Origin of the sequence: Pseudomonas karstica (genome assembly GCF_009707515.1) — a bacterium.
GTDB lineage: Bacteria > Pseudomonadota > Gammaproteobacteria > Pseudomonadales > Pseudomonadaceae > Aquipseudomonas > Aquipseudomonas karstica.
The window spans coordinates 1-21,212 of record NZ_WLYI01000019.1 but is presented as its reverse complement, the minus strand read 5'-3'; the positions used below and the strand labels follow the sequence as shown (position 1 = coordinate 21,212).

Here is a 21,212-nt window from a genome sequence, read left to right as displayed (position 1 = left end):
CCGATAGGTAGTTGTGCACATTAGTTGCGCGGGGTGTAACCGTACTGTCACCCCACCCGTCAGGCCTTCGGTTGCCTGCAATGAAAATTTAAGTCAATGAAAAATCTAGCTTTTTTTTATTGGTGAAAAAATCGTCAGTTTGACTGTGGCCCCCATTTCATGGGCCTTTGCGCGAGTTAAAGAACGGTTGTCCACTGAGTTATCCACAGCTTCTGTGGATTGTCCCAAGCGCTTGCTCTAGGACGGGCGTGCAAGCTTTTTTCAGCTTTACCCGTACGAAAAAAGGAGTAGAGTGGCGCGCCTTTCGTTCTGTCCCACAGTGCTTTATGAAGTTTCGCTCAGTATCACCTTCTGTTACCGACAGCCCTCAGGTTGTTACCGCTCCCAAGCGTTTTTCTTTGAAAGTGGCCTTGTGGTTGCTCGATAGCCCACGCCTGGGTGATAACCCTAACGTCAAGCATTTCGCCGGGCGCTTGCTCAAGCAGCCGGCTCGCGAAGGTGTGGTCACGGCGCAAAGTCGATTGGGCCAACTGATGTGCCGCGAGTGCGGCAATGCCCGGGACCGTCGTATCGGCCATGACTTGTTGCGCCAGGCTGCGCGTGCCGGGGACCTGCGGGCCCAGCGGGAATTGGGCCAGATCGAAGACTGAGCTGTCCTCCGTGCGTCAGCTTGGTTAACCTTCCTTTTTTCAGGTAATGGCAGGAATGGCTATGGCTTTTGACTGGACCAGTCTGGCGCTGGGTCTCGCAGCTGCTGCATTGCCGCTATTGGCGCTGTGTTGGCAGGTACAACGACGGCTGAATGCGCGAATGGCCGGTTGGGCATTGCTCGAAGAGCGCCTGGCCATGGCCCAACTGGCGCAAGAAGGGCTGGTGGTGCAACTGGACGCCAGTCGCGATGAGATCAGTGACTTGAGCCAGGCCAATGCCACCAAGCAAGCGGATCTGGCCGCCGCACGCCGGGAGGTCGAGCTGCTGCAAATAGACCGTGACAACGCCCGCGACGCGGCTCACGCCTGGAATCTGGATCGCTCGGCCAAGGAAGTCGAATTGCGGCGGCTGGACGCTTTGTCCGCCGCCCTGCGCGCTGAACTGCGTGAGCAACAGGAAAGCCACCAACAACGCCTCAACGACCTGCAGGGCTCCCGGGACGAACTGCGGGCGCAGTTCGCCGAATTGGCCGGTAAAATCTTCGATGAGCGCGAACAACGGTTTGCCGAAACCAGCCAGGAACGCCTGGGGCAACTGCTCGATCCACTCAAGGAGCGTATTCAGTCTTTTGAAAAACGGGTGGAAGAAAGTTACCAGAACGAGGCGCGGGAGCGGTTTTCCCTGGCCAAGGAACTGGAGCGCCTGCAACAACTGAACTTGCGCCTCTCTGATGAGGCCACCAACCTGACCCGTGCCCTCAAAGGGCAGAAGACCCAGGGCAACTGGGGTGAATTGATTCTTGAACGGGTACTCGAGCATGCGGGCCTGGAGAAGGGCCGCGAGTACCAGACGCAGGTCAGCCTCAAGGGGCCGGATGGCGAGCGCTTCCAGCCGGACGTACTGATCATGTTGCCGGGCGACAAGCAGGTGGTTGTGGACTCCAAGGTCAGCCTGACGGCGTATCAGCAGTACGTGGTCGCGGATGATGAGATTATCGGCCAGGCGGCGCTCAAGCAGCACGTACTGTCCCTACGCACCCACGTCAAAGGTCTGGCCGGTAAGGATTACAAGCGCTTGGAAGGCCTGCACAGCCTGGATTTTGTGCTGCTGTTCGTGCCCATCGAAGCGGCATTTTCGGCGGCGCTGCAGGCCGAGCCGAACCTGTTCCAGGAAGCGTTTGACCGCAATATTGTTATCGTCAGCCCGACGACCTTATTGGCGACCTTGCGGGTGATTGACAGCTTGTGGAAGCAGGAACGGCAGAGCCAGAACGCCCGGGAAATTGCCGAGCGCGCTGGTTGGCTGTATGACAAATTCGTACTGTTTATCCAGGATCTGGATGAGGTGGGCAATCGCTTGCAGCAGTTGGACAAGGCTTACAGTTCAGCGCGCAACAAGCTGACGGATGGACGTGGCAACCTGATTAGCAGGACCGAGCAGTTGAAGCTGCTGGGTGCCCGCGCCAGTAAAAGCCTGCCCGCCGACCTGCTGGAGCGGGCGATGACCGATGAAGACGGCATGGCGAAACTGCCGGAATAGCCTCGTGCCTCGACAGCGGCTACAGCGGTAAATGCCTGCTCAATAATGCTCGCAACGCCGCTGGTTTCACTGGCTTGGCCAGGTAATCCAATCCGGCGGCATGCACCTCGGCCACCATCTCTGGCCGGCCATCGGCACTGATCACCACGCCCGGGATCGGTTCCGCCAGTTGTGCTCGCAACCAGCCCATCAATTCGGTGCCGGTCTCGCCATGGTCCAGGTGGTAATCCACCAATGCCAGTTGCGGGCGTAGGCCTTCGGCCAACAATGCCGCGCATTGCGCCTGGTCACGGGCGGTGAAGACTTCGCAGCCCCAACGGCTGAGCAGGCTGCGCATGCCGATCAGGATGCTTTCTTCATTATCCACGCACAGTACTTGGGCGCCGCTCAATGGCAGGCCATTTTCCGCTGCCGGCTTGACCTGCGGGCTAAGCTGCGTCCGAGCCAGTGGCACCTGGACACTGAACACACTGCCCTTGCCTGGCCATGAGCGCACACTCAAGCGGTGCCCAAGCACCCGGCACAATCCGTCGGCAATCGCCAGCCCAAGGCCCAGTCCCTTTTCGGCGCGGGTCTGGTGGCTGTCCAGGCGTTTGAATTCCTCGAAGATGACTTTCTGCTTGTCGTGGGGGATACCGGGGCCACGGTCCCAGACTTCGAGGGATAACTCACCCCGGCGGCGCCGTACACCCAGCAGCACCGGGCCGTGGGCATAGCGGAAGGCATTGGTCAGGAAATTCTGCAGGATCCGCCGTAGCAGTTTGATATCGCTGTCGATCGGCAAACGACTGCCGCGCAAGCGGAAGCGCAGGCCTTGCTCCTGGGCCAAGGCCTTGAATTCGGCGCCCAGGGTATCGAACAGTTCATTAAGGGCAAAAGGCTGGCGCTGTGGGTTGATCTTGCCGTTCTCCAGGCGTGAAATATCCAGCAAGTCGCTGATCAGGTCCTCGGCCGAACGCAGCGAACTGTCCAGGTGCTGCACCAATTGCCGGGCCTCTCCCGACAACCCGTCGTTCTGGTGGGAGAGGGCGGCAGAGAACAATCGCGCGGCGTTCAGCGGTTGCATCAGGTCATGGCTGACGGCGGCGAGAAAGCGGGTTTTCGATTGGTTGGCTGATTCGGCGACGCCCTTTGCGTCGGTCAGGGCAACGTTCAGTTGCGACAGCTCATGGGTGCGCTCGACGACCCGCTGTTCCAAGCCCTCGTTGGCCTCGGTCAAGGCCTGTTCGGCCTCGCGGAAGGCGGTGATGTCGGTAAAACTCATGACAAACCCGCCGCCGGGCATCGGGTTGCCGATCAACTCGATCACCCGGCCATTGGGGAACAGCCGTTCCGAAGTATGAGCGCGGCCTTGGCGCATCCAGTGCAAGCGGCGCGCGACATGCACTTCAGCCTCGCCGGGGCCACACAACCCGCGCTCGGCGTTATAGCGAATGATGTCGGCAATTGGCCGGCCAACGCTGATCAGCCCGTCTGGATAGTTGAACAGTTCCAGATAGCGGCGGTTCCAGGCCACCAGCTTGAGGGACTGGTCGACCACACTGATGCCCTGGGTGATGTTTTCGATGGCGCCTTGCAGCAGTGCGCGGTTGAATTGCAACACTTCGGACGCTTCGTCAGCTATCCGTACGACATCCTCCAGTTGCATTTCCCGGCCTTCAATGGCCGCTTTTACCACCGCTCGGGTCGACGAGGCTCCCAGCACGCCGGCCAGCAGCCGCTCGGTGTGGGCAATCCAATCATTGTCGGCATTCTGGTTCGGGTTAAAGCCTTTGCCCTGGCGATAGGCAAAGCGGATAAAACTCTGTTGTGCCCGTTCTTCGCCGACAAACCGTGCGGCCAGGCTGAGCAAGTCGTTGATCTGCACCGAAAGCATGGAGCGGGTACTGGCCCGCTGGTTGATTTCCTGGCCGATAAATCGCCCGGCTTGCCAATGCTCGGACACTCGCGTGCGCGACAGCATCGAGACCCACACAAACAACGTGAAATTACCCGCCAAGGACAATACGGTGCCCAGGGTCAGCGAGGTAACAGACGGCCCCAGTGGATGTGAATACAGCCAGGACAGGCCTGGGAACAAGCTGAATGACCAGCCGAGGCTTTTCGCGGCCACTGGCAGCACCAAGGTGTAGAACCACAGGAAGGTACCCGCCGCCAACCCTGCAAATACCCCACGTCGGTTGGCCTGCTTCCAATACAGTGCGCCGAGCATGGCCGGCGCCAGTTGTGTGACCGCGGCAAAGGCAATCTGGCCAATGGTTGCCAGGCTTGCGGAAGATCCCAGCAGGCGATAACTGACGTAGGCCAGCAGTAAGATAATGACGATGCTGACCCGGCGTACCGAAAGCATCCAGTGTCGGAATACTTCGAATGGACGTTCGGCGCTGGATCGGCGCAATAGCCAGGGCAGCAGCATATCGTTGGAAACCATGGTCGACAGGGCGATGCTCGCGACGATCACCATGCCTGTGGCCGCCGACGCACCGCCGATAAACGCCAGCACGGCCAGGGCTGGATGCGCTTCAGCCAGCGGCAGGCTGATCACATAGGAGTCCGGCAGCACCGACCCCGGCAGCAGCATTTTCCCGCCGAGGGCAATCGGCACTACAAACAACGCGGCGAGGATCAGGTAAGCCGGGAACACCCACTTGGCCAGGCGCAGGTCCTGGGGTTCGATATTCTCCACCACCGTCACGTGAAACTGCCGGGGCAGACAGATGATCGCCATCATCGCCACCCCCGTCTGCACCACCATTGACGGCCAATTAACGGTTTCTTTCCAGTATTCCTCCAGCCGTGGCGCGAGCATCGCCTGGCTGAACAAGTCATCGAAACCGTCGTACAAGCCATAGGTGACAAACGCGCCGACGGCGAGGAAGGCGAACAGTTTGACCAGAGACTCAAAAGCGATCGCCAGCACCATGCCACGGTGGTGCTCCGTGGCATCGAGATTGCGGGTGCCGAAGACAATGGTGAACAACGCCAGTACCAGCGACACGATGAGTGCGGTGTCCTGGGCGCGGGTGCCGGTAGTGTCGGGGCCTGCACCAATCAGTAGGTTGACGCCGAGCACGATGCCTTTGAGTTGCAGGGCAATGTAGGGCAGTACACCCACCAGGCAGATCAGTGCCACCACTACCGCCAGGGATTGGGACTTGCCATAGCGGGCGGCAATAAAGTCGGCGATGGAGGTGATGTTTTCCTGCTTGCTGATCAGCACCATCTTTTGCAGGACCCAAGGCGCCAGCACCAACAGCAGTACCGGTCCCAGGTAGATCGGTAAAAACGCCCACAATTGCTCGGCTGCCTGGCCCACGGCGCCGAAGAATGTCCAGCTGGTGCAATAAACGGCCAGCGACAGGCTATACACCCAGGCTCGCACCCGCGGGGGCAGAGGCGCCTGGCGACGGTCACCGTAAAAGGCAATGGCAAACATAATGGCCATATAGGCCAGGGCAACGGTGGCGATCAGCCCGCTGGACAGCGTCATGGGAACTCCGGACATAAGAACACCTGGGCATTCCAGGCCCGGTTGGACAGTTTCGCATGATGCCGGGGGTTAGTCTGCGTCGACCAAGGTCGTGTAGAGGCTTATGTTGCAGGGCAGGGCAGCGTCGGTCAGCGTCGGGGCAGGGTTTTCTGGCGCAGGATATAGAGAGTCACCAGCACCGCACTGGTCAGCATGAACCCCCGCGCCCAAGGCAATGGCACCAGATAGCAGGAAAAACCGATGCTCAGCCACATCAGGCCAATGGCGTACACCTTGCCTTTGAGGGGAATACCGTTGCCATCCAGGTAATCGCGAATCCAGGGGCCCAGGCGCGGATGGTTCACCAGCCAGTGGTAAAAGCGCGGTGAGCTACGGGCGAAGCAGGCCGCGGCCAACAGGAGAAAGGGAGTTGTCGGCAAGACCGGCAGGAAGATACCGATTACCCCGAGCGCTACGCTCAACCAGCCGATGGCCAGCAGAACGTAACGCAAGATCAGGGAGCGGTTGCCCATGCTGCCCACGGGCGAGGGGCTTAGTGGTGGCGGGGCTTGAGGATCGCCGGCTTTTCGTCGGGTGCGTTGCACAGTAGGTACAGGGCAGTCAGCGCTTCCGGAATCTGTACGATCATGTCATCCATCAGGTTGGCATCGGCGGCGATATCGGAAAACTCAGGCTGATCGTCGAACAGGCCGGAACCGACCATGATCGGCAACAGCATTTCGCTGACCTCTTCCTCAGCGGTTTCGAACCAGGCAGCTTCACGCAGGAATACCCCTTCCATGAAACCGATGCACCAGCCGCGCAGGTCGGAATCGTCCGGCTCTTCGCCCAGGTCCAGGTCGCATGGCAGTTCGAACTCTTCATCGGAAGCCAGTTGACGGCCAATGTGGGCCTTGAGGGCCAGCAGGGTGGCCTCGATTTCTTCGCGTTCGGCAGTGTCACGATAATGAGGCTCTTCGGCGAACAGCGCGTCGATCCATTCACGCTCGGGCACGGTCTCGGAACAGATCGACAGGGCGGTCAGGTAGCCGTGGGCGGCCACGTAGTCCAGCGCCTCGTCATGCAGCTCATCGGCGTCGAGGAAGGCTTGCAGGCGGGTTAGTTGCTCAGCGAAGGACATTGAAGGGTTACCTTGGGAATAAACGATGCTGAATTCTAGGCCTTCTTGGGCGCCCAGGCCAGTCGCTGTGCAGATTCTGTGGGAGCGGGTTTGCTCGCGATGGCAGCGATTTGATCTTTCTGACAGAACAAGCTGGCCGTATCCCAGTCGTCAGCGGCGCCCTTTGCCGGTTGGTGCTCGGGTATACTTGCGCGTTTTGTGATGCCCCTGCAGGCCAAGTGTTGTCGCGGGAAAAGTTCGCTTACGGATTATTTTCCGTGAGGGCGTGCTTTTTCGGCCAGCCTGTACAGAGGGATTTCGGCGATATTTGGAGTTTTTCATGCTCGAACAGGCTCAACGCGTCCTCAAGGACATCTTCGGCTACGACAGTTTTCGTGGCCGCCAGGGTGCGATCATTGAGCGCGTGGCCAATGGCGGTGACGCCCTGGTGCTGATGCCTACCGGCGGCGGCAAGTCGCTGTGTTTCCAGGTGCCGGCGCTGTTGCGCGAAGGGCTCGCCGTGGTGGTTTCGCCGTTGATCGCATTGATGGACGACCAGGTGGCCACCCTGGAAGAGCTCGGTGTGGCTGCCGCCGCGCTGAACTCGACCCTCAGTGCCGAACAGCAACGAGATCTCGCCGCCCGGATCAAGCGTGGTGAAGTGAAGATGCTCTACCTGGCCCCCGAGCGCCTGGTGCAGCCGCGGATGCTGGCTTTCCTGCAGAGTCTGGAAATCGCCCTGTTCGCCATTGATGAAGCGCACTGCGTATCGCAGTGGGGTCACGATTTCCGTCGTGAATACCTGCAACTGGGGCAGTTGGCGGAGTTGTTCCCCGACGTCCCGCGTATCGCCTTGACCGCCACCGCCGACAAGCGTACCCGGGAAGAAATCGTCGAGCGCCTGCACCTGCAGAACGCCGAACGTTTTCTCTCCAGCTTCGACCGACCGAATATTTTTTATCGCATCGTGCCCAAGGAGCAACCGCGCAAGCAGTTGCTGGCGTTCCTCTCGGAGCGGCGCAGTGATGCCGGTATTGTCTATTGCCTGTCGCGCAAAAAGGTCGACGAAGTGGCCGCTTTCCTCTGTGAGCAAGGCAACCCGGCGCTGCCGTACCACGCCGGTCTGCCCAATGAGTTACGCGCCTACCACCAGAAACGCTTTCTCAACGAGGAAGGCCTGATCATGGTCGCCACCATCGCGTTCGGCATGGGCATCGACAAGTCCAACGTGCGGTTTGTCGCGCACATGGACTTGCCCAAATCCCTCGAGGCCTACTACCAGGAAACCGGTCGTGCTGGCCGAGATGGTTTGCCGGCGGATGCCTGGATGGTCTATGGGCTGCAGGATGTGGTGATGCTCAAGCAGATGCTGCAGAACTCCGAGGGCGACGAACGCCACAAACGCCTTGAGCAGCACAAGCTCGACGCCATGCTGTCGCTGTGTGAAGAAACCCGCTGCCGTCGCCAGACCTTGCTCGCGTACTTCGACGAAGACATGCCCCAGCCCTGTGGCCACTGCGACAACTGCGTGGACGGCGTGCAGACCTGGGATGCTACCGAGCCTGCACGCCAAGGCTTGTCGGCGATTTTTCGTACCGGCCAGCGTTATGGCGTCGGCCATCTGGTGGACGTGTTGCTGGGCAAGGACAACGAAAAGGTGCGCAGTTTTGGTCATCAGCATCTGTCGGTCTACGGGGTCGGCAAGGACCGCGCCGAGGGCGAGTGGCGCTCGCTGTTCCGCCAGATGGTCGCCCGTGGCCTGGTAGACATCGACCTGGAAGGCTACGGCGGCCTGCGCCTGAACGACAGCTGCCGTCCGCTGCTCAAGGGCGAAGTCAGCCTGGAGCTGCGCCGCGACCTCAAGCCGCAGACTACCGCCAAAAGCAGCACCAGCCAGGCCAGCCAACTGGTGCGTTTCGAAGAGCGCGAACAATGGGAAGCCTTGCGCGCGCTGCGCAAAAAGCTCGCCCAGGAACACAGCGTGCCGCCTTACGTTATTTTTCCCGATTCCACCCTGTTGGAGATGCTCCGCGAGCACCCGACCACCATGGCCGAAATGGCCAGGGTCAGTGGCGTCGGTGCGCGCAAGCTGGAGCGTTATGGTCAGGCATTCCTCGAAGTGCTCGGCGGCCAGGTCGAAGCCCCGAAAGAGGTCGCTGATATTCGTCATGAACTGATCAGCCTGGCGCGAGCCGGCATGACTCCGATCCAGATTGCCGGGCAGTTGCAATGTTCTGAGAAGAACGTCTACACCTTGCTGGCCGAATCTATTGGCAAGCAGCAACTGTCATTGGAGCAGGCTCTTGATTTACCGGAAGATTTGCTCGGAGAAATCCAGGATGCTTTCCTCGAGGGAGAGGGCGAATTGCCATCTGTTTCCGAGATTGCCGCATTGTTTACCGGGCGCGTTCCTGAAGGTGTCTTGTACTGTGTTCGGGCCGCCTTGCAGTCGGAATTCGAGATTTGATACGCCTATTACGACAATGTAACGAAACAGTACATACCAAGTCTTGCCTAGCGTCATGGGTCATGCTTAGCTGACTAATAATTAGCCACACTATATTTTCAGTCTAATCCATGAGTTTTTTATGCCGTTAACCGATCAACACCGTTTTGGCATGCAGTTGGCACAGATGTCTCGAGGCTGGCGTGCCGAACTGGATCGCCGTTTGGCTGGCCTGGGCCTGTCCCAGGCACGCTGGCTGGTGCTGCTGCATCTGGCGCGTTTTAAAGACGCACCCACCCAGCGTGAGTTGGCTCAAAGTGTTGGCGTTGAAGGACCGACCCTCGCTCGCTTGCTCGACAGCCTGGAAAGCCAAGGCCTGGTGCAGCGCCAGGCCGTGGTGGAAGACCGCCGCGCCAAGCGTATCGTGCTGTGCGATACCGCCCGGCCCTTGATCGAGCAAATCGAAACGATTGCCACAACCTTGCGCCATGAGCTGTTCGTGGGGGTCGACGAAGAGGATGTGCGAGTATGCATGCGGGTTCATGGGCATATTCTGGCGAACCTGGAAAAGTCTTGATCTCAAGTCCGGGATGATCAAAATGTGGGGGCAAGCCCGCCCCCACATTATTTGGTTTTGCGCAGGGCTTAGAACGTCTGTCCCAGATTCAAATACATGGCTTTCTGATTGTCATCGTTGAACCCATAGCTGAAGTTCAGCGGCCCCAGTGGTGTATCAAACCCCAGGAAAATACTCGCGGCATTGATATAACCACTGTCGTATTCATTGTCGTTGTTCCACGCCCTGCCTCGCTCCAGGGAAGCTCCCAGGTACAACGGGAAATCCAGCGGCAAGTAGGAGCGTGGCGTCAGGCGGCGATAGTAGACCGCTCGCATCAGGCTGATGTTCTGCCCGGCAATCGCGTCCTGGCGGAAGCCCGACAACTGTCGCGCGCCCCCCAGCAGGAAGCTGGAAATCACTACGTCTGAATCATCCAGCGTACGCCCGTAGCGCCCCCCGAGGATCAACGTGTCCGGCCCGCTGCTCATGGCCTTGTCCAGTTTGAATTCCCATTGTCGGTAACGCTGGTCGGAGCCCAGGCCCGGCTCGAACTCGCGGAACGCTAGGCCAATGTCTTCACCCGTGTGGGGGAAGTAGACGTTGTCCAGAGAGTCGAAGGAGTACTTCAATTCATAGAAGCCCTCGCTGAAATTCAAGCGTGGCATATCCCGATCGCCAATGCGCACATCGGCTTTGCCCCAGGCCTCGCCGACGCCGAAGCGAATCTCGCCGCTGTTGCCGATCTGCCGGCCCACATTCAGGCCAAAACCGTAGCGCTCCAGGCGGTATTCGGATATAGGGTTGTTGTCTTCAATCAGTTCGACGTTTTGCGCCTGGGCGCTGATATAAGGGGCGACGAAGTAGCGAGAGCCGGTATCCAGCGGCTGATAAAACTCGCTGTACAGCTCTTGTCGATCACCGATCTGTACCCGGGTCAGCCACTCGGCGCCGAGTCGGTTGATACCGTTGATGCGATAGCTGGCGCCGAGGTTGAAGGCGCTGTCGCCACGCATGTCATCGGAAAGATTGAGGCCCAGGCGCAGATAGTCAGTACCGCTGCGCTTGCCTCGGGCAGTGATGACCAGGGTGTTGTCCGGCCCCTTTTTCACCACTCGGTATTGCACCTGCTCGAAATAATCCAGGCCGTACAAGGTACCCATATCGGTTTGCAGTCGTCCCATGTCCAGCGGCTTGCCGATGTCTTGCCGGATGTAATAGCGGATTACGTCGTCGCCGACCTTGGAGTCGTTTTCGACCTTGATCGCGGTGATTATCGGAGTGCGCTGGCCCGGGGTGCGAGCTGCCACCAGTTCAGCGCCCACCGGCTGGGCAGGACTCAAGCGCGCCAGGCGCACATCAAGGGCGCGGGTGGCACGGTAGCCGGCGTCGATCATATCTTTGGCACGACCAAAGTCGGTTACGCCATACGCACTCAGGGGCGGCTGGATCAGTACATCGCCGGGCTGGAGGGACTTGAGCTGCTCTTCGGAGTTGCGCCGGGTCATCAGAGTGATGGACTGATTGAGCACATCCACGACCGTGGCCAGCTGTTTGCGCGAACGCAGGGGCGTGCCGATGTCTACCACGATAGCGATATCGACACCCATCTCCCGTGCCACGTCCAACGGAATGTTATCGGTCATGCCGCCGTCCACCAGCAACCTGCCGTCCAGCTCCACCGGAGCGAACACGGCGGGAATCGACATGCTGGCGCGGATTACCTGGGGCAAGTGACCCTTGCGAAATACCACCTTTTCGCCGCTGGTTATATCAGTGGCAACGGCCCGGAAGGGGATCGGCAGCTTATCGAAGTCTCGCGTGTTGCTGGTGTGGGCGAACATGCTTTCCAGCAGCAATGCCAGGTTCTGGCCCTGGATCACCCCCAGCGGCAGGCCGAGGCTGCCGTCATCGCGAAAGCTGAGTTTCTGCTTGACCAGGAAGTCCCGATCATCCTGTTTGCGTCGAAACGGTACGTCTTCCCGAGGTGGGGCATCGGACAGCGCCAGCTTCCAGTCGATGTTCAGTGCCAGCTTTTCCAGTTCGTCGATCTTGTAGCCCGACGCATATAGTCCACCAATGACCGCGCCCATACTGGTACCGGCGATGGCATCGACGTGAATGCCTTGTTCTTCCAAGGCCTTGAGCACGCCAATATGGGCCAGGCCACGGGCGGCACCGCCGGAGAGCACCAAGCCGATCTTCGGGCGTGGAGCCTCGACGGCGTATACGAAGGCAGGGAGCAGGCACAGCAGCAGGCAGGACAACAGGCGGCGCATCATCAATCTCGGAGCTGAACAATAAAGGCCGCTATTATAGCCACCCGATCAGTTCATCCCGTTACGCCAGGAGTCTGTTATTTCATGTCCGTATCCAAACCCGAAATTGTCATCACCTACTGCACCCAGTGCCAGTGGTTGCTGCGCGCGGCATGGTTGGCCCAGGAGTTGTTAAGCACCTTCGCCGATGACCTGGGCAAAGTGGCGCTGGAGCCGGCCACTGGTGGTGTGTTTCTCATCACCTGCGACGGTGTGCAAGTCTGGGAACGCAAGATGGATGGTGGTTTCCCCGAAGCCAAGGTGCTCAAGCAGCGGGTGCGCGACCAGATTGATCCGCAGCGCAACCTGGGGCATAACGATAGTATTCGGTGAAGGCCACTGCCGCAGCTGAGTGGGCAGCGGCCTTCTGCTCATTGACTACTTGGTCGCCATTTTGTTTTTGATCCAGCCGACAATGAACGTCAGGACCAAACCGCCAACACCTCCGCCCACAATATTGCTGCCGATGGTCGCCAGGTCCAGCGTAGTACCGGACTCCATGCCAGTAACAGCCGCGGCGATCTGGCCCAGCACCAAACCGCCCACGCCGCCGACAACCGTATTGAGACCGGTGCCCATGCCTTGTTTTCCCAGGCGCCCCGCTACCTGGCCACCGACGGCGCCGCTGATGATTTGAATGAGTGCGTTGATGAGCATTTCCATGGTGTAACCCCTGCATAGCTTGAGTGGAAGGGACCACTCGCCTGCAGCAACTTCAGATACACCCTGGCTGTTGTCGAGGGGTCTATATCCGTTGAACGACGACAAACTGTTTTACGGATGGCCAAAGTATAGATCAGGCCACCGCAGCAGGCTGTTTGGCCTTGCGGGTGCTGCCCATCAGGCCGGACACCACGATGGCGATGATGATCAAGGCACCACCTGCCAGCATGCGTAGGGTAGGGTTCTCGCCAAACAGCAGCCAGGCCACAGTGATGCCGTATACCGGCTCCATGGCAAAGACCACCGCCGCCGTGCGCGCCTTGATCACCGCCAGGCTGGCGACAAACAGACTGTGGGCCAGGCCGGTACAAAATACACCGAGCAGGCCGATCCATAGCCAGTCCAGGGCACGTACGTCGGCCAGTCCCGGAGCGGCCACCGGCAACAGGCACAGCACCACGACCACGTTCTGGCACAAAGCCGCTTGCACCGCCGGAATACGTCCACTGGCGCGATTGTTCAGGGACAACAGCGAGAACAACAGTCCGGAACCCACGGCCCATAACAGGCCGCTGGTGGCTTGGCTGGCGAGGTCGAAATCCGGAGTGACCAGTACCAGGCCGATGCTGACCAGCACCACCAGGAAGATTTCATTGACGCGAATCCGTTCGCGGAAAACCAACCCTTCAAGGATCACCGTGAACGCCGGGAAGCTGGCAAACCCCAAGGTCGCGATGGCCACGCCGGCCACTTTCACGGCAATAAAGAAACTCACCCAATGCCCGGCCAACAGCAAGCCGCTGAGCAGCAAGCGACGCCAGTCAGCGCTGTGCAGTTTTTGCCAGGGGGTACTGCTGGCAAAGCGGGCGAACACTGTCAGGGCGATCACCGCGAACGCCGCTCGGCCGAACACGATAATGGCCGGGGAAGCCGCAGCGAGTTTGCCGAGCACGCCGGTGAGGCCAAACATCAATGCACCGATATGCAGGGCGCCGAGAGCAGTGCGGGGAGTCATTGCGGTCCTTCAATAGCTGGTTGACAGGGCCTTCAGTCTAGAGGGGTTGGTGCTGGGTGTCTGTCGTGAAACTCTCGGTTTTTGTTGCCAAACTCTTGCCGCTGCCGAGGCAGGAGGCTGCGTTTACAGCGTACGACGCAAGGCTTTGGGAGGTGCGCCAAACTCGCGCGACATGGCCGCCGCAAAAGCGCTTTGGGAACCATAGCCGACCCGTGCAGCGATTTCACCGATGGGCAAGTGGCTTTCGCGCAACAGGTTGTGGGCAATCTGCAAGCGACGTGTACGGATGTAGTCCATCGGCGTTTGTCCGCATTCGGCGACAAAGCGGGCATGCAGCCGGGCCACTGACAGGTGGGCGATTCGAGCCAGGTCCGCCACTTCCAGCGGCTGCGCAGCGTGTTGGTCGATGTGGTTGTTGAAGGCCTCATAGGGCAAGCGTCGACGATCATGCAAGGCTTGGCCATTGAGGCTGGCCAGCAAGAGCGCCGCACCTTGCTGGGCAATCAACCGATCATCCAACGGGCTGCCGGCCAACCATTGCACCAGTTGGCTTTGCCGGGTATCCAACGACACACGTGAGGGATGATCGAGCAGGCGCCGGCTGGCATCGGCATGTTCGCCCAGAGACTGCACCAGCCATTGTTCGTCAGGCACATCGAGCACCAGACAATGGCTGCCATCGGGGCTGCCGCAGGCATGATGGGCCGAGAAGGGCAGCACCATCAGTCCCTGGGGGCGGATCTCGCTGCCCAGGCCTTCCACTTCGAAATCCAGACGGCCAGCCAGGGCGAACACCAACTGCGCATGGTCATGGCTATGGGCAATCAGGTCGTGGCTGTAGTGGCGTAGCGTGAGGATCGGTCTCATCGCAATCTCCTGGGCAGGCGGGCAGTTTACACCGCGCCGCAGTGGGTGAGTGCTGTCATCAGACTGACGCATGGCTGTCATGGGCTATTAATCGCCAGGGAGCAAGCTCGCGAAAACACCCTTGAGGTATGCCATGACCAGTGTCGAGCTCGCTAAACCCAGCCGCAAGCAACGAGTCCGTACCCTGTGGATTTCTGATGTGCATCTGGGCACCCGGGATTGCCAGGCCGAGCACCTGTCGCAATTTCTCAAGCGCTACCACGCCGACCGCGTATACCTGGTGGGCGATATCATCGACGGCTGGAAACTGCGTAGCGGTATGTATTGGCCCCAGGCCCACACCAATGTGATCCGCCGCCTGCTGACCATGAGCAAGCGCGGCACTGAGGTGATCTATGTCACCGGCAACCACGATGAATTTCTGCGACGCTACTCCAGGCTGATCCTGGGAAACATCCAGTTAGTGGACGAGGCTGTTCACGTCACCGCCGATGGTCGTCATCTACTAGTGATTCATGGTGACCAGTTCGACGTGATCACTCGTTATCACCGCTGGCTGGCTTTTCTCGGGGATTCAGCCTACGAATTCACCCTGACCCTCAACCGTTGGCTGAACCACTGGCGAGCGCGTTATGGCTATGGCTATTGGTCACTCTCGGCCTACCTCAAGCACAAAGTAAAAACCGCCGTCAGCTTTATCAGCGACTTCGAAGAGGCGATTGCCCACGAAGTGGTGAAGCGCGAGTTGCATGGGGTGGTGTGTGGGCATATTCATCATGCGGAGATTCGCAAGGTGGGTGAGGTGGACTACCTCAATTGCGGGGATTGGGTCGAATCGTGCACTGCATTGATCGAGCACTGGGACGGGCATATCGAGTTATACCGGTTGGCCGATGCCCAGGCCAAAGAAGCGCAACTCAAGGCAGAAATGGTCACGGGATAGAACACCTGTAGCCGCTGGCGCAGCCTGCGATCGGCTGCGCAGCAGTCGCCTGGGGCCTTGAGATTGCCGAAGGTCCTGCGGCCCTTATCGCAGCCTCGTGCCTCGACAGCGGCTACAGGGGACCGTCGATTACTGATCTCCTGTAGCCGCTGGCGCAGCCTGCGATCGGCTGCGCAGCAGTCGCCTGGGGCCTTGAGATTGCCGAAGGTCCTGCGGCCCTTATCGCAGCCTCGTGCCTCAGCTGTGGCTTACATCCGCAATCGCTTTGGCCAACAACGCCAGCCGCGTCGCATCAATCCCGGCCACATTGGCGCGACCGGTATTGACCATATACACGCTGTGTTTCTCCCGCAGTTGCTTCACCTGTTGCGCATTCAACCCGGTATAGGAAAACATCCCGCGCTGCACGCCGATATGGGCGAAACGTTCTGCCAGGCCATGGGGTTGCAAGGCCTCGACCAGCCCCGACCGCAGCTGTGCAATCCGTAGGCGCATGGCTTCAACTTCCTCGCGCCACAGCGTCTTCAGCTCGGCATCACCCAGGATGGTCGCGACTACCGCCGCCCCATGGTCCGGTGGTGTCGACCACAGGTTACGGGCGATAAATGCCAGTTGGCTGCGCACATCCAGCAGTTTCTCGGCATCCGCCGCACAGACAATCAGCGCACCGACGCGGTCGCGGTACAGGCCAAAATTTTTCGAGCAGGAACTGGTAATCAGCACTTCCGGCAGTTCGGCTGCAAACAACCGTACAGCCCAGGCATCCTGTTCCAAGCCATCGCCAAACCCTTGGTAGGCGAAGTCGATCAGGGGTAACAGGTGGCGCTCGCGAACGATCTTCAACACCTGGTGCCAGTCGTCTTGCGACAGGTCGAAACCGGTGGGGTTATGGCAGCAAGCGTGCAGCAACACCACATCACCTTCAGGCACGCTGGCGAGTGTCGCCAGCATCGCCGTAACATCCAGGCGATTTTCACTGCCCACATAAGGGTAATGACTGACCTTGAGGCCGGCCTTGGCGAAGATGGTTTCGTGGATCGGCCAGGTTGGGTTGCTCAGCCATACACCACGCCCGGGTAGGCTGTGGGCGATAAAGTCGGCGCTCAGGCGCAGGGCCCCCGTGCCACCTGGAGTTTGGGTGGTCCCGGCTCGCCGCTCGTGTAGCAGCGGTGAATCAGCGCCCAGCACCAGCTCGCCGATCAGCTTGCCGAACGCCGCATCACCGTGGCCGCCGACGTAAGTCTTGGTGGTTTGTCGCTCCACCAGACGCTGCTCGGCCAGCTTCACCGAGTGAGGAATCGGCGTCAGGCCCTGGGCGTCTTTATAGACACCCACGCCGAGATCGAACTTGTTCGGGTTGGGGTCCTGGGCATAGAGCTCCATCAGCCCGAGGATCGGATCCCCGGGCACTCGGCCAATGGCATCGAAATGCATTACTTGCGCCCCTCGGCGTCCTTGGCCACTTCATCAGTGCGCGCGGCCATGATGAAGTCATTGCGGTGCAGGCCCTTGATAGAGTGGCTCCACCAGGTCACGGTGACTTTGCCCCACTCGGTGAGCAGGCCTGGGTGGTGACCTTCAGCCTCGGAGATCACGCCAACAGCGTTGGTGAAAGCCAGGGCGAATTTGAAGTTCTTGAACAGAAAAACTTTTTCCAGCTGCATGACGCTGTCGCGTACTTCGATGTTCCAGTCGGGGATCTGTTTGATCAGCACCGGCAGTTCTTCATCGCTGACTTGCGGGGCGTCGGCGCGGCAGGCTTCGCAGTGGGCTTGGTTCAACGTGGTCATGTGGAATTTCCTGAAATCGAATATTTGGAAAACGGTCGTCAGTAACGTCACCCTAAAGCAACGCGGGGCCAGGGAACAGACTCACTTGGCCTTAAAGGGCACGGTTCACGCTGCCTTGGGCTTGGGTGGAAACTTCGGTGTGTGCAGGCCTAGCTGCATACCGCGCTGGACCATGCCCATGATGTCTTCCTGCGCCACTTCAAACAGACGCTTGAGGTTGGGCAGGGCGAAGTACACAGGTTGCAGGATATCGATGCGATACGGCGTGCGCATGGCTTCCAGGGGGTCGAAAGCCTGGTGCTCAGGCTCATCGGACAGGCAGTACACGGTCTCCTTGGGCGAAGACAGAATACCGCCGCCGTAGATGCGCCGACCTTCAGGGGTGTCCACCAAACCGAACTCAATGGTCATCCAGTACAGGCGCGCCAGGTACACACGCTGTTCCTTGGTGGCCGCCAGGCCGAGCTTGCCGTAGGTGTGGGTAAATTCCGCGAACCAGGGGTTGGTCAGCAGTGGGCAATGGCCGAAAATTTCGTGAAAAATATCCGGTTCTTGCAGGTAATCCAACTCTTCACGGGTACGAATAAAGGTCGCCACCGGAAACTGTTTATTGGCGAGCAACTCGAAGAAGGTCTGAAAGGGAATCAGTGCCGGGACTCGGGCTACTTGCCAGCCAGTCGTGTCGGCCAGCACCTTGTTGACCTCTGCCAGTTGTGGAATGCGCTCATGGGGCAGACCGAGCTTGTCGATGCCATCCAGGTATTCCTGGCAGGCGCGACCTTCGATTACTTTCAACTGACGGGTGATCAGGGTGTTCCACACCGCATGCTCTTCGGGCGTGTAGTCAATAAAACCTTGCGCGTCGGGCTCGCGGGCCACGTACTGCGTCTGTTTCATACGGCTCTCCTGCTAGGCATTCATTCTTGTTATGTCCTGCGATGAACCTATTGATACCGCGCCTGAGTGAAGAATCCATCTACGCCATCCGGCACTTGTAGGAAAAAACATTAATTTTTGTAAAGTATTCGTTACGTATGACGAATTTTTGCGCGTACATTGCGATTGTGAGGTTTGAAATGGACTGAAGCTGTCACATAATCTTGACAATTATCTGCGCCACGCGGCAAAAAGACGCAGCTCCTTCAGCCCTTTTAACAATAATCCGGGCCTTTCCATGCGTATCAAAGTGCATTGCCAGAACCGCATCGGCATCCTGCGGGACATTCTCAACCTGCTGGTGGAGTACGGCGTCAACGTCGCCAAGGGCGAGGTTGGCGGCGAACATGGCAATGCCATCTACCTGTTTTGCCCCAACCTGGTAAACATGCAGTTCCAGGCTCTGCGCCCGCAGTTCGAGGCGATTGCCGGGGTATTTGGCGTCAAGCGGGTAGGACTGATGCCCAGCGAACGCCGGCACATGGAGCTCAATGCGTTGCTGGGGGCTTTGGAGTTTCCGGTGTTGTCCATCGACATGGGCGGCTCCATTGTCGCGGCCAACCGAGCTGCGGCGCAGTTGCTGGGGGTGCGGGTGGACGAGGTGCCGGGTATTCCCTTGTCCCGTTATGCCGAAGACTTCGATTTGCCCGAACTGGTACGCGCCAGCAAATCGCGGATCAATGGCTTGCGAGTCAAGGTCAAGGGCGATGTGTTTCTCGCCGATATCGCCCCGCTGCAATCCTCTGAACACGATGACAGCGAAGCCATGGCCGGCGCGGTGCTGACCCTGCACCGCGCCGATCGTGTCGGCGAGCGTATCTACAATGTGCGCAAGCAGGAACTGCGGGGCTTCGACAGCATTTTCCAAAGTTCGAAAGTCATGACCGCCGTGGTCCGCGAAGCCCGACGCATGGCGCCCCTGGATGCGCCACTCTTAATCGAGGGCGAAACCGGTACCGGTAAGGAATTGCTGGCCCGTGCCTGCCACCTGGCCAGCCCCCGTGGACAGTCGCCATTGATGGCGCTCAACTGCGCAGGTTTGCCGGAGTCCATGGCCGAGACCGAGCTGTTTGGCTATGGTCCTGGCGCTTTCGAAGGCGCGCGAGCGGAAGGTAAATTGGGACTACTGGAGCTGACGGCGGGCGGTACGCTATTTTTGGACGGTGTTGGTGAAATGAGCTCGCGGTTGCAAGTGAAGTTGCTGCGTTTTTTGCAGGACGGTTGCTTCCGCCGGGTAGGCAGTGATGAAGAGGTGTACCTGGATGTGCGGGTAATCTGCGCCACTCAGGTGGACTTGTCCGAACTCTGCGCCCGTGGCGAATTCCGCCAGGACCTCTACCACCGACTAAACGTACTGTCCCTGCATATCCCGCCGTTGCGCGAATGCCTCGATGGCTTGGCCCCGCTGGTCGAGCATTTTCTCGATCAAGCCAGCCGGCAGATCGGCTGCCCACTGCCCAAGTTGGCCCCGGCGGCCATGGATCGCCTTAGTCACTACCATTGGCCGGGCAATATTCGGCAATTGGAAAACGTATTGTTCCAGGCGGTATCGTTGTGTGACGGCGGTACGGTCAAGGCTGAGCATATTCGTTTGCCGGACTACGGCGTGCGCCAGCCCCTGGGGGATTTCTCTCTGGAGGGTGGGTTGGAGGACATTGTCGGACGGTTTGAGAAGGCGGTGCTGGAGAGGTTGTATTCAGAGCACCCGAGTAGTCGGCAGTTGGGGAAACGCCTGGGGGTTTCTCATACCACTATTGCCAATAAGCTGCGGGAGTATGAGGTTGTCAAAGGCGAAAAATAGCTTAGTAATGGCTCAAGCTGCACTTAAATATTTGTTGGGTAGAAGTGAAGGTTGTCTGTTTTCTAGTCACGTGGCTTGGTTTTCGGGGCTGTGCGCTATCAAGTTTAAGAGTCCATGTCTCTTCATGAGGGTGGTGCTTATTCGGTTTACTGTATCTAAAACCTATCGTCCTCAAGGCCGTTTATGTAGACGGTTGGATCGCAAAGAGAAATGTATTTTGCTTTAAATTCAATTAGAGAATTTTTAGCGATGGCTTGGAATAGAAAAAAATTCTCGGTTTTTGTTATTTTGGCAAAAAGCACTTCTCTGGCAGGAATGTTTTTTATTTGCAGGTCGCTTATATTTAAACAGGTAAGCCCGACTCTACAGGTATTAAATCCTTTGTTTTTCCACTTTTCCGGTAAATTCTCTGGAAATTCTGGGATGTCAAATCCTAGACTCACTGCCGATTGGTCGTTTTCTATCTGTAATGAAAAAAGATTTATTTTGCCAATTTCGATTGGGTGGCTGAAGATTTTGCTAAAAAATATAGTTTCATCTAATTCGTTCCAGTATTTCATTTTTTATCCTTGAATGAGTAATGTTCCTTCACCCCAGGAACTTTGCCGTTCCTCGGTTTGTTGATGGGCCGTAAGTTGAAGTGCGCTCCTTGGTCGCCTGTGCCATCTTTACGGCCATATCTGTGTCCGGCAGAATGGTCTTGGATGAGAACCTTCGAACCATCCGCCCTTGTGTATTGATATACTCTTGTATTAGTTGGTTTTCCTGAATCATCTAAAATACTTTCACCATTGAAGTCTGTCATTTTTACTACTCCGTACTGCTTTACCCTTCTTGTATTTGGGTTCATCACCATGTCGGGTTCTTGCGCCATAGGTATGTTGGCATCTCTTTTGGCCTGCCGGAAAGCGCCTTTACGAGAGAGGTCAGGAATAGCCGGTTCATCAGGTATTCGACAAGCAGGGGAGCTCTTTCCTTCGGGTGGGCAGTTTGCGCTCAACCCCAACGGATCCACCCAGCCCGTCGGGTTGGGCACGTACTGGTATCCGTTCAGCCCGCCCGCCAGTTTCACCGGGTCGGGGGTCAGGTAGCGGCCGT

Annotated in this window: 19 protein-coding genes; 7 read left to right on the top strand and 12 right to left on the bottom strand. The window is 58.5% G+C overall.

All coding sequences use genetic code 11. The features are described from left to right. The first annotated feature begins 326 nt into the window (after nt 1-326). A complete protein-coding gene (locus tag GIR22_RS14800; RefSeq protein WP_154744058.1) occupies nt 327-650 on the top strand; it encodes an SEL1-like repeat protein in 324 nt (107 codons plus the stop codon). Between the two features lie 175 nt (nt 651-825). Further along, on the top strand, nt 826-2,190 hold the full coding sequence (locus GIR22_RS14795; RefSeq protein WP_178122275.1) for a DNA recombination protein RmuC: 1,365 nt from the start codon (nt 826-828) through the stop codon (nt 2,188-2,190). Nucleotides 2,191-2,209: 19 nt separating this feature from the next. Here GIR22_RS14795 and GIR22_RS14790 read toward each other — a convergent pair whose 3' ends face one another. From GIR22_RS14790 to GIR22_RS14780, 3 genes are all read right to left on the bottom strand, one after another. After that, nucleotides 2,210-5,680, bottom strand: coding sequence for a hybrid sensor histidine kinase/response regulator (locus GIR22_RS14790; protein WP_154744056.1), 3,471 nt, complete (start codon nt 5,678-5,680; stop codon nt 2,210-2,212). A gap of 128 nt (nt 5,681-5,808) precedes the next feature. Further along, nucleotides 5,809-6,192 (bottom strand): YbaN family protein, encoded by a 384-nt coding sequence (locus GIR22_RS14785; protein ID WP_154744055.1) that lies wholly within the window; start codon nt 6,190-6,192, stop codon nt 5,809-5,811. A 20-nt stretch (nt 6,193-6,212) separates the two neighbouring features. Further along, nucleotides 6,213-6,800 (bottom strand): UPF0149 family protein, encoded by a 588-nt coding sequence (locus GIR22_RS14780; protein ID WP_154744054.1) that lies wholly within the window; start codon nt 6,798-6,800, stop codon nt 6,213-6,215. Nucleotides 6,801-7,119: 319 nt separating this feature from the next. Between GIR22_RS14780 and recQ the strand changes: the two genes are divergently transcribed. Beyond that, complete coding sequence (recQ, locus tag GIR22_RS14775; protein ID WP_154744053.1) at nt 7,120-9,246, top strand: DNA helicase RecQ; 2,127 nt, start codon at nt 7,120-7,122, stop codon at nt 9,244-9,246. 121 nt (nt 9,247-9,367) lie between these two features. After that, nucleotides 9,368-9,802, top strand: a complete 435-nt coding sequence (locus GIR22_RS14770) for a MarR family transcriptional regulator (RefSeq protein ID WP_154744052.1) — start codon at nt 9,368-9,370, stop codon at nt 9,800-9,802. 68 nt (nt 9,803-9,870) lie between these two features. Here the strand turns inward: GIR22_RS14770 and GIR22_RS14765 are convergent, their stop codons facing one another. Beyond that, the gene (locus tag GIR22_RS14765; protein ID WP_154744051.1) at nt 9,871-12,060 is read right to left on the bottom strand and encodes a patatin-like phospholipase family protein; all 2,190 of its coding nucleotides are present in this window, start codon (nt 12,058-12,060) and stop codon (nt 9,871-9,873) included. A gap of 84 nt (nt 12,061-12,144) precedes the next feature. Here GIR22_RS14765 and GIR22_RS14760 point away from each other — a divergent pair, with 84 nt between their 5' ends. After that, complete coding sequence (locus GIR22_RS14760) at nt 12,145-12,432, top strand: Rdx family protein (RefSeq protein WP_154744050.1); 288 nt, start codon at nt 12,145-12,147, stop codon at nt 12,430-12,432. Nucleotides 12,433-12,477: 45 nt separating this feature from the next. Here the strand turns inward: GIR22_RS14760 and GIR22_RS14755 are convergent, their stop codons facing one another. From GIR22_RS14755 to GIR22_RS14745, 3 genes are all read right to left on the bottom strand, one after another. Beyond that, nucleotides 12,478-12,762 (bottom strand): hypothetical protein, encoded by a 285-nt coding sequence (locus tag GIR22_RS14755; protein ID WP_154744049.1) that lies wholly within the window; start codon nt 12,760-12,762, stop codon nt 12,478-12,480. A 133-nt stretch (nt 12,763-12,895) separates the two neighbouring features. Next, a complete protein-coding gene (locus tag GIR22_RS14750; protein ID WP_154744048.1) occupies nt 12,896-13,777 on the bottom strand; it encodes a DMT family transporter in 882 nt (293 codons plus the stop codon). A gap of 123 nt (nt 13,778-13,900) precedes the next feature. Continuing rightward, nucleotides 13,901-14,644, bottom strand: coding sequence for a helix-turn-helix transcriptional regulator (locus GIR22_RS14745; RefSeq protein ID WP_154744047.1), 744 nt, complete (start codon nt 14,642-14,644; stop codon nt 13,901-13,903). Between the two features lie 133 nt (nt 14,645-14,777). Here GIR22_RS14745 and GIR22_RS14740 point away from each other — a divergent pair, with 133 nt between their 5' ends. After that, a complete protein-coding gene (locus GIR22_RS14740; RefSeq protein ID WP_154744046.1) occupies nt 14,778-15,587 on the top strand; it encodes a UDP-2,3-diacylglucosamine diphosphatase in 810 nt (269 codons plus the stop codon). Between the two features lie 237 nt (nt 15,588-15,824). On the opposite strand, the gene GIR22_RS14735 is transcribed toward GIR22_RS14740, so the two are convergent. The 3 genes from GIR22_RS14735 to phhA form a co-directional block, all read right to left on the bottom strand. Beyond that, nucleotides 15,825-17,021 carry an amino acid aminotransferase gene (locus GIR22_RS14735; RefSeq protein WP_154744045.1) on the bottom strand — a complete coding sequence of 399 codons (1,197 nt, stop codon included), beginning with the start codon at nt 17,019-17,021 and terminating at the stop codon, nt 15,825-15,827. Further along, a complete protein-coding gene (locus tag GIR22_RS14730) occupies nt 17,021-17,377 on the bottom strand; it encodes a 4a-hydroxytetrahydrobiopterin dehydratase (RefSeq protein ID WP_154744044.1) in 357 nt (118 codons plus the stop codon). Before GIR22_RS14730 ends, GIR22_RS14735 begins: the two co-directional genes overlap by 1 nt. Nucleotides 17,378-17,482: 105 nt before the next feature. Then, entirely contained in the window at nt 17,483-18,274 is a 792-nt protein-coding gene (gene phhA, locus GIR22_RS14725; RefSeq protein ID WP_154744043.1) for a phenylalanine 4-monooxygenase, read from the bottom strand. A 277-nt stretch (nt 18,275-18,551) separates the two neighbouring features. On the opposite strand from phhA, the gene GIR22_RS14720 reads away from it, so the two are divergent. Further along, nucleotides 18,552-20,114 (top strand): sigma-54-dependent transcriptional regulator, encoded by a 1,563-nt coding sequence (locus GIR22_RS14720; RefSeq protein ID WP_154744042.1) that lies wholly within the window; start codon nt 18,552-18,554, stop codon nt 20,112-20,114. 155 nt (nt 20,115-20,269) lie between these two features. Here the strand turns inward: GIR22_RS14720 and GIR22_RS14715 are convergent, their stop codons facing one another. Beyond that, on the bottom strand, nt 20,270-20,674 hold the full coding sequence (locus GIR22_RS14715) for an Imm50 family immunity protein (protein WP_154744041.1): 405 nt from the start codon (nt 20,672-20,674) through the stop codon (nt 20,270-20,272). Further along, nucleotides 20,671-21,212 (bottom strand): HNH/endonuclease VII fold putative polymorphic toxin (locus GIR22_RS14710; RefSeq protein WP_246208364.1); only part of this gene is annotated, 542 nt, incomplete at its 5' end. The genes GIR22_RS14710 and GIR22_RS14715, both read right to left, overlap by 4 nt.

Bases quoted from the DNA above. Each gene is read 5' to 3' on its own strand.
- GIR22_RS14770 (WP_154744052.1), top strand. From the start codon at position 9,368: ATGCCGTTAACCGATCAACACCGTTTTGGCATGCAGTTGGCACAGATG.
- GIR22_RS14735 (WP_154744045.1), bottom strand. From the start codon at position 17,021: ATGCATTTCGATGCCATTGGCCGAGTGCCCGGGGATCCGATCCTCGGG.
- GIR22_RS14760 (WP_154744050.1), top strand. From the start codon at position 12,145: ATGTCCGTATCCAAACCCGAAATTGTCATCACCTACTGCACCCAGTGC.
- GIR22_RS14730 (WP_154744044.1), bottom strand. From the start codon at position 17,377: ATGACCACGTTGAACCAAGCCCACTGCGAAGCCTGCCGCGCCGACGCC.
- GIR22_RS14745 (WP_154744047.1), bottom strand. From the start codon at position 14,644: ATGAGACCGATCCTCACGCTACGCCACTACAGCCACGACCTGATTGCC.
- GIR22_RS14765 (WP_154744051.1), bottom strand. From the start codon at position 12,060: ATGCGCCGCCTGTTGTCCTGCCTGCTGCTGTGCCTGCTCCCTGCCTTC.
- GIR22_RS14800 (WP_154744058.1), top strand. From the start codon at position 327: ATGAAGTTTCGCTCAGTATCACCTTCTGTTACCGACAGCCCTCAGGTT.
- GIR22_RS14755 (WP_154744049.1), bottom strand. From the start codon at position 12,762: ATGGAAATGCTCATCAACGCACTCATTCAAATCATCAGCGGCGCCGTC.
- GIR22_RS14740 (WP_154744046.1), top strand. From the start codon at position 14,778: ATGACCAGTGTCGAGCTCGCTAAACCCAGCCGCAAGCAACGAGTCCGT.
- GIR22_RS14715 (WP_154744041.1), bottom strand. From the start codon at position 20,674: ATGAAATACTGGAACGAATTAGATGAAACTATATTTTTTAGCAAAATC.
- GIR22_RS14750 (WP_154744048.1), bottom strand. From the start codon at position 13,777: ATGACTCCCCGCACTGCTCTCGGCGCCCTGCATATCGGTGCATTGATG.
- GIR22_RS14785 (WP_154744055.1), bottom strand. From the start codon at position 6,192: ATGGGCAACCGCTCCCTGATCTTGCGTTACGTTCTGCTGGCCATCGGC.
- phhA (WP_154744043.1), bottom strand. From the start codon at position 18,274: ATGAAACAGACGCAGTACGTGGCCCGCGAGCCCGACGCGCAAGGTTTT.
- recQ (WP_154744053.1), top strand. From the start codon at position 7,120: ATGCTCGAACAGGCTCAACGCGTCCTCAAGGACATCTTCGGCTACGAC.
- GIR22_RS14720 (WP_154744042.1), top strand. From the start codon at position 18,552: ATGCGTATCAAAGTGCATTGCCAGAACCGCATCGGCATCCTGCGGGAC.
- GIR22_RS14780 (WP_154744054.1), bottom strand. From the start codon at position 6,800: ATGTCCTTCGCTGAGCAACTAACCCGCCTGCAAGCCTTCCTCGACGCC.
- GIR22_RS14790 (WP_154744056.1), bottom strand. From the start codon at position 5,680: ATGACGCTGTCCAGCGGGCTGATCGCCACCGTTGCCCTGGCCTATATG.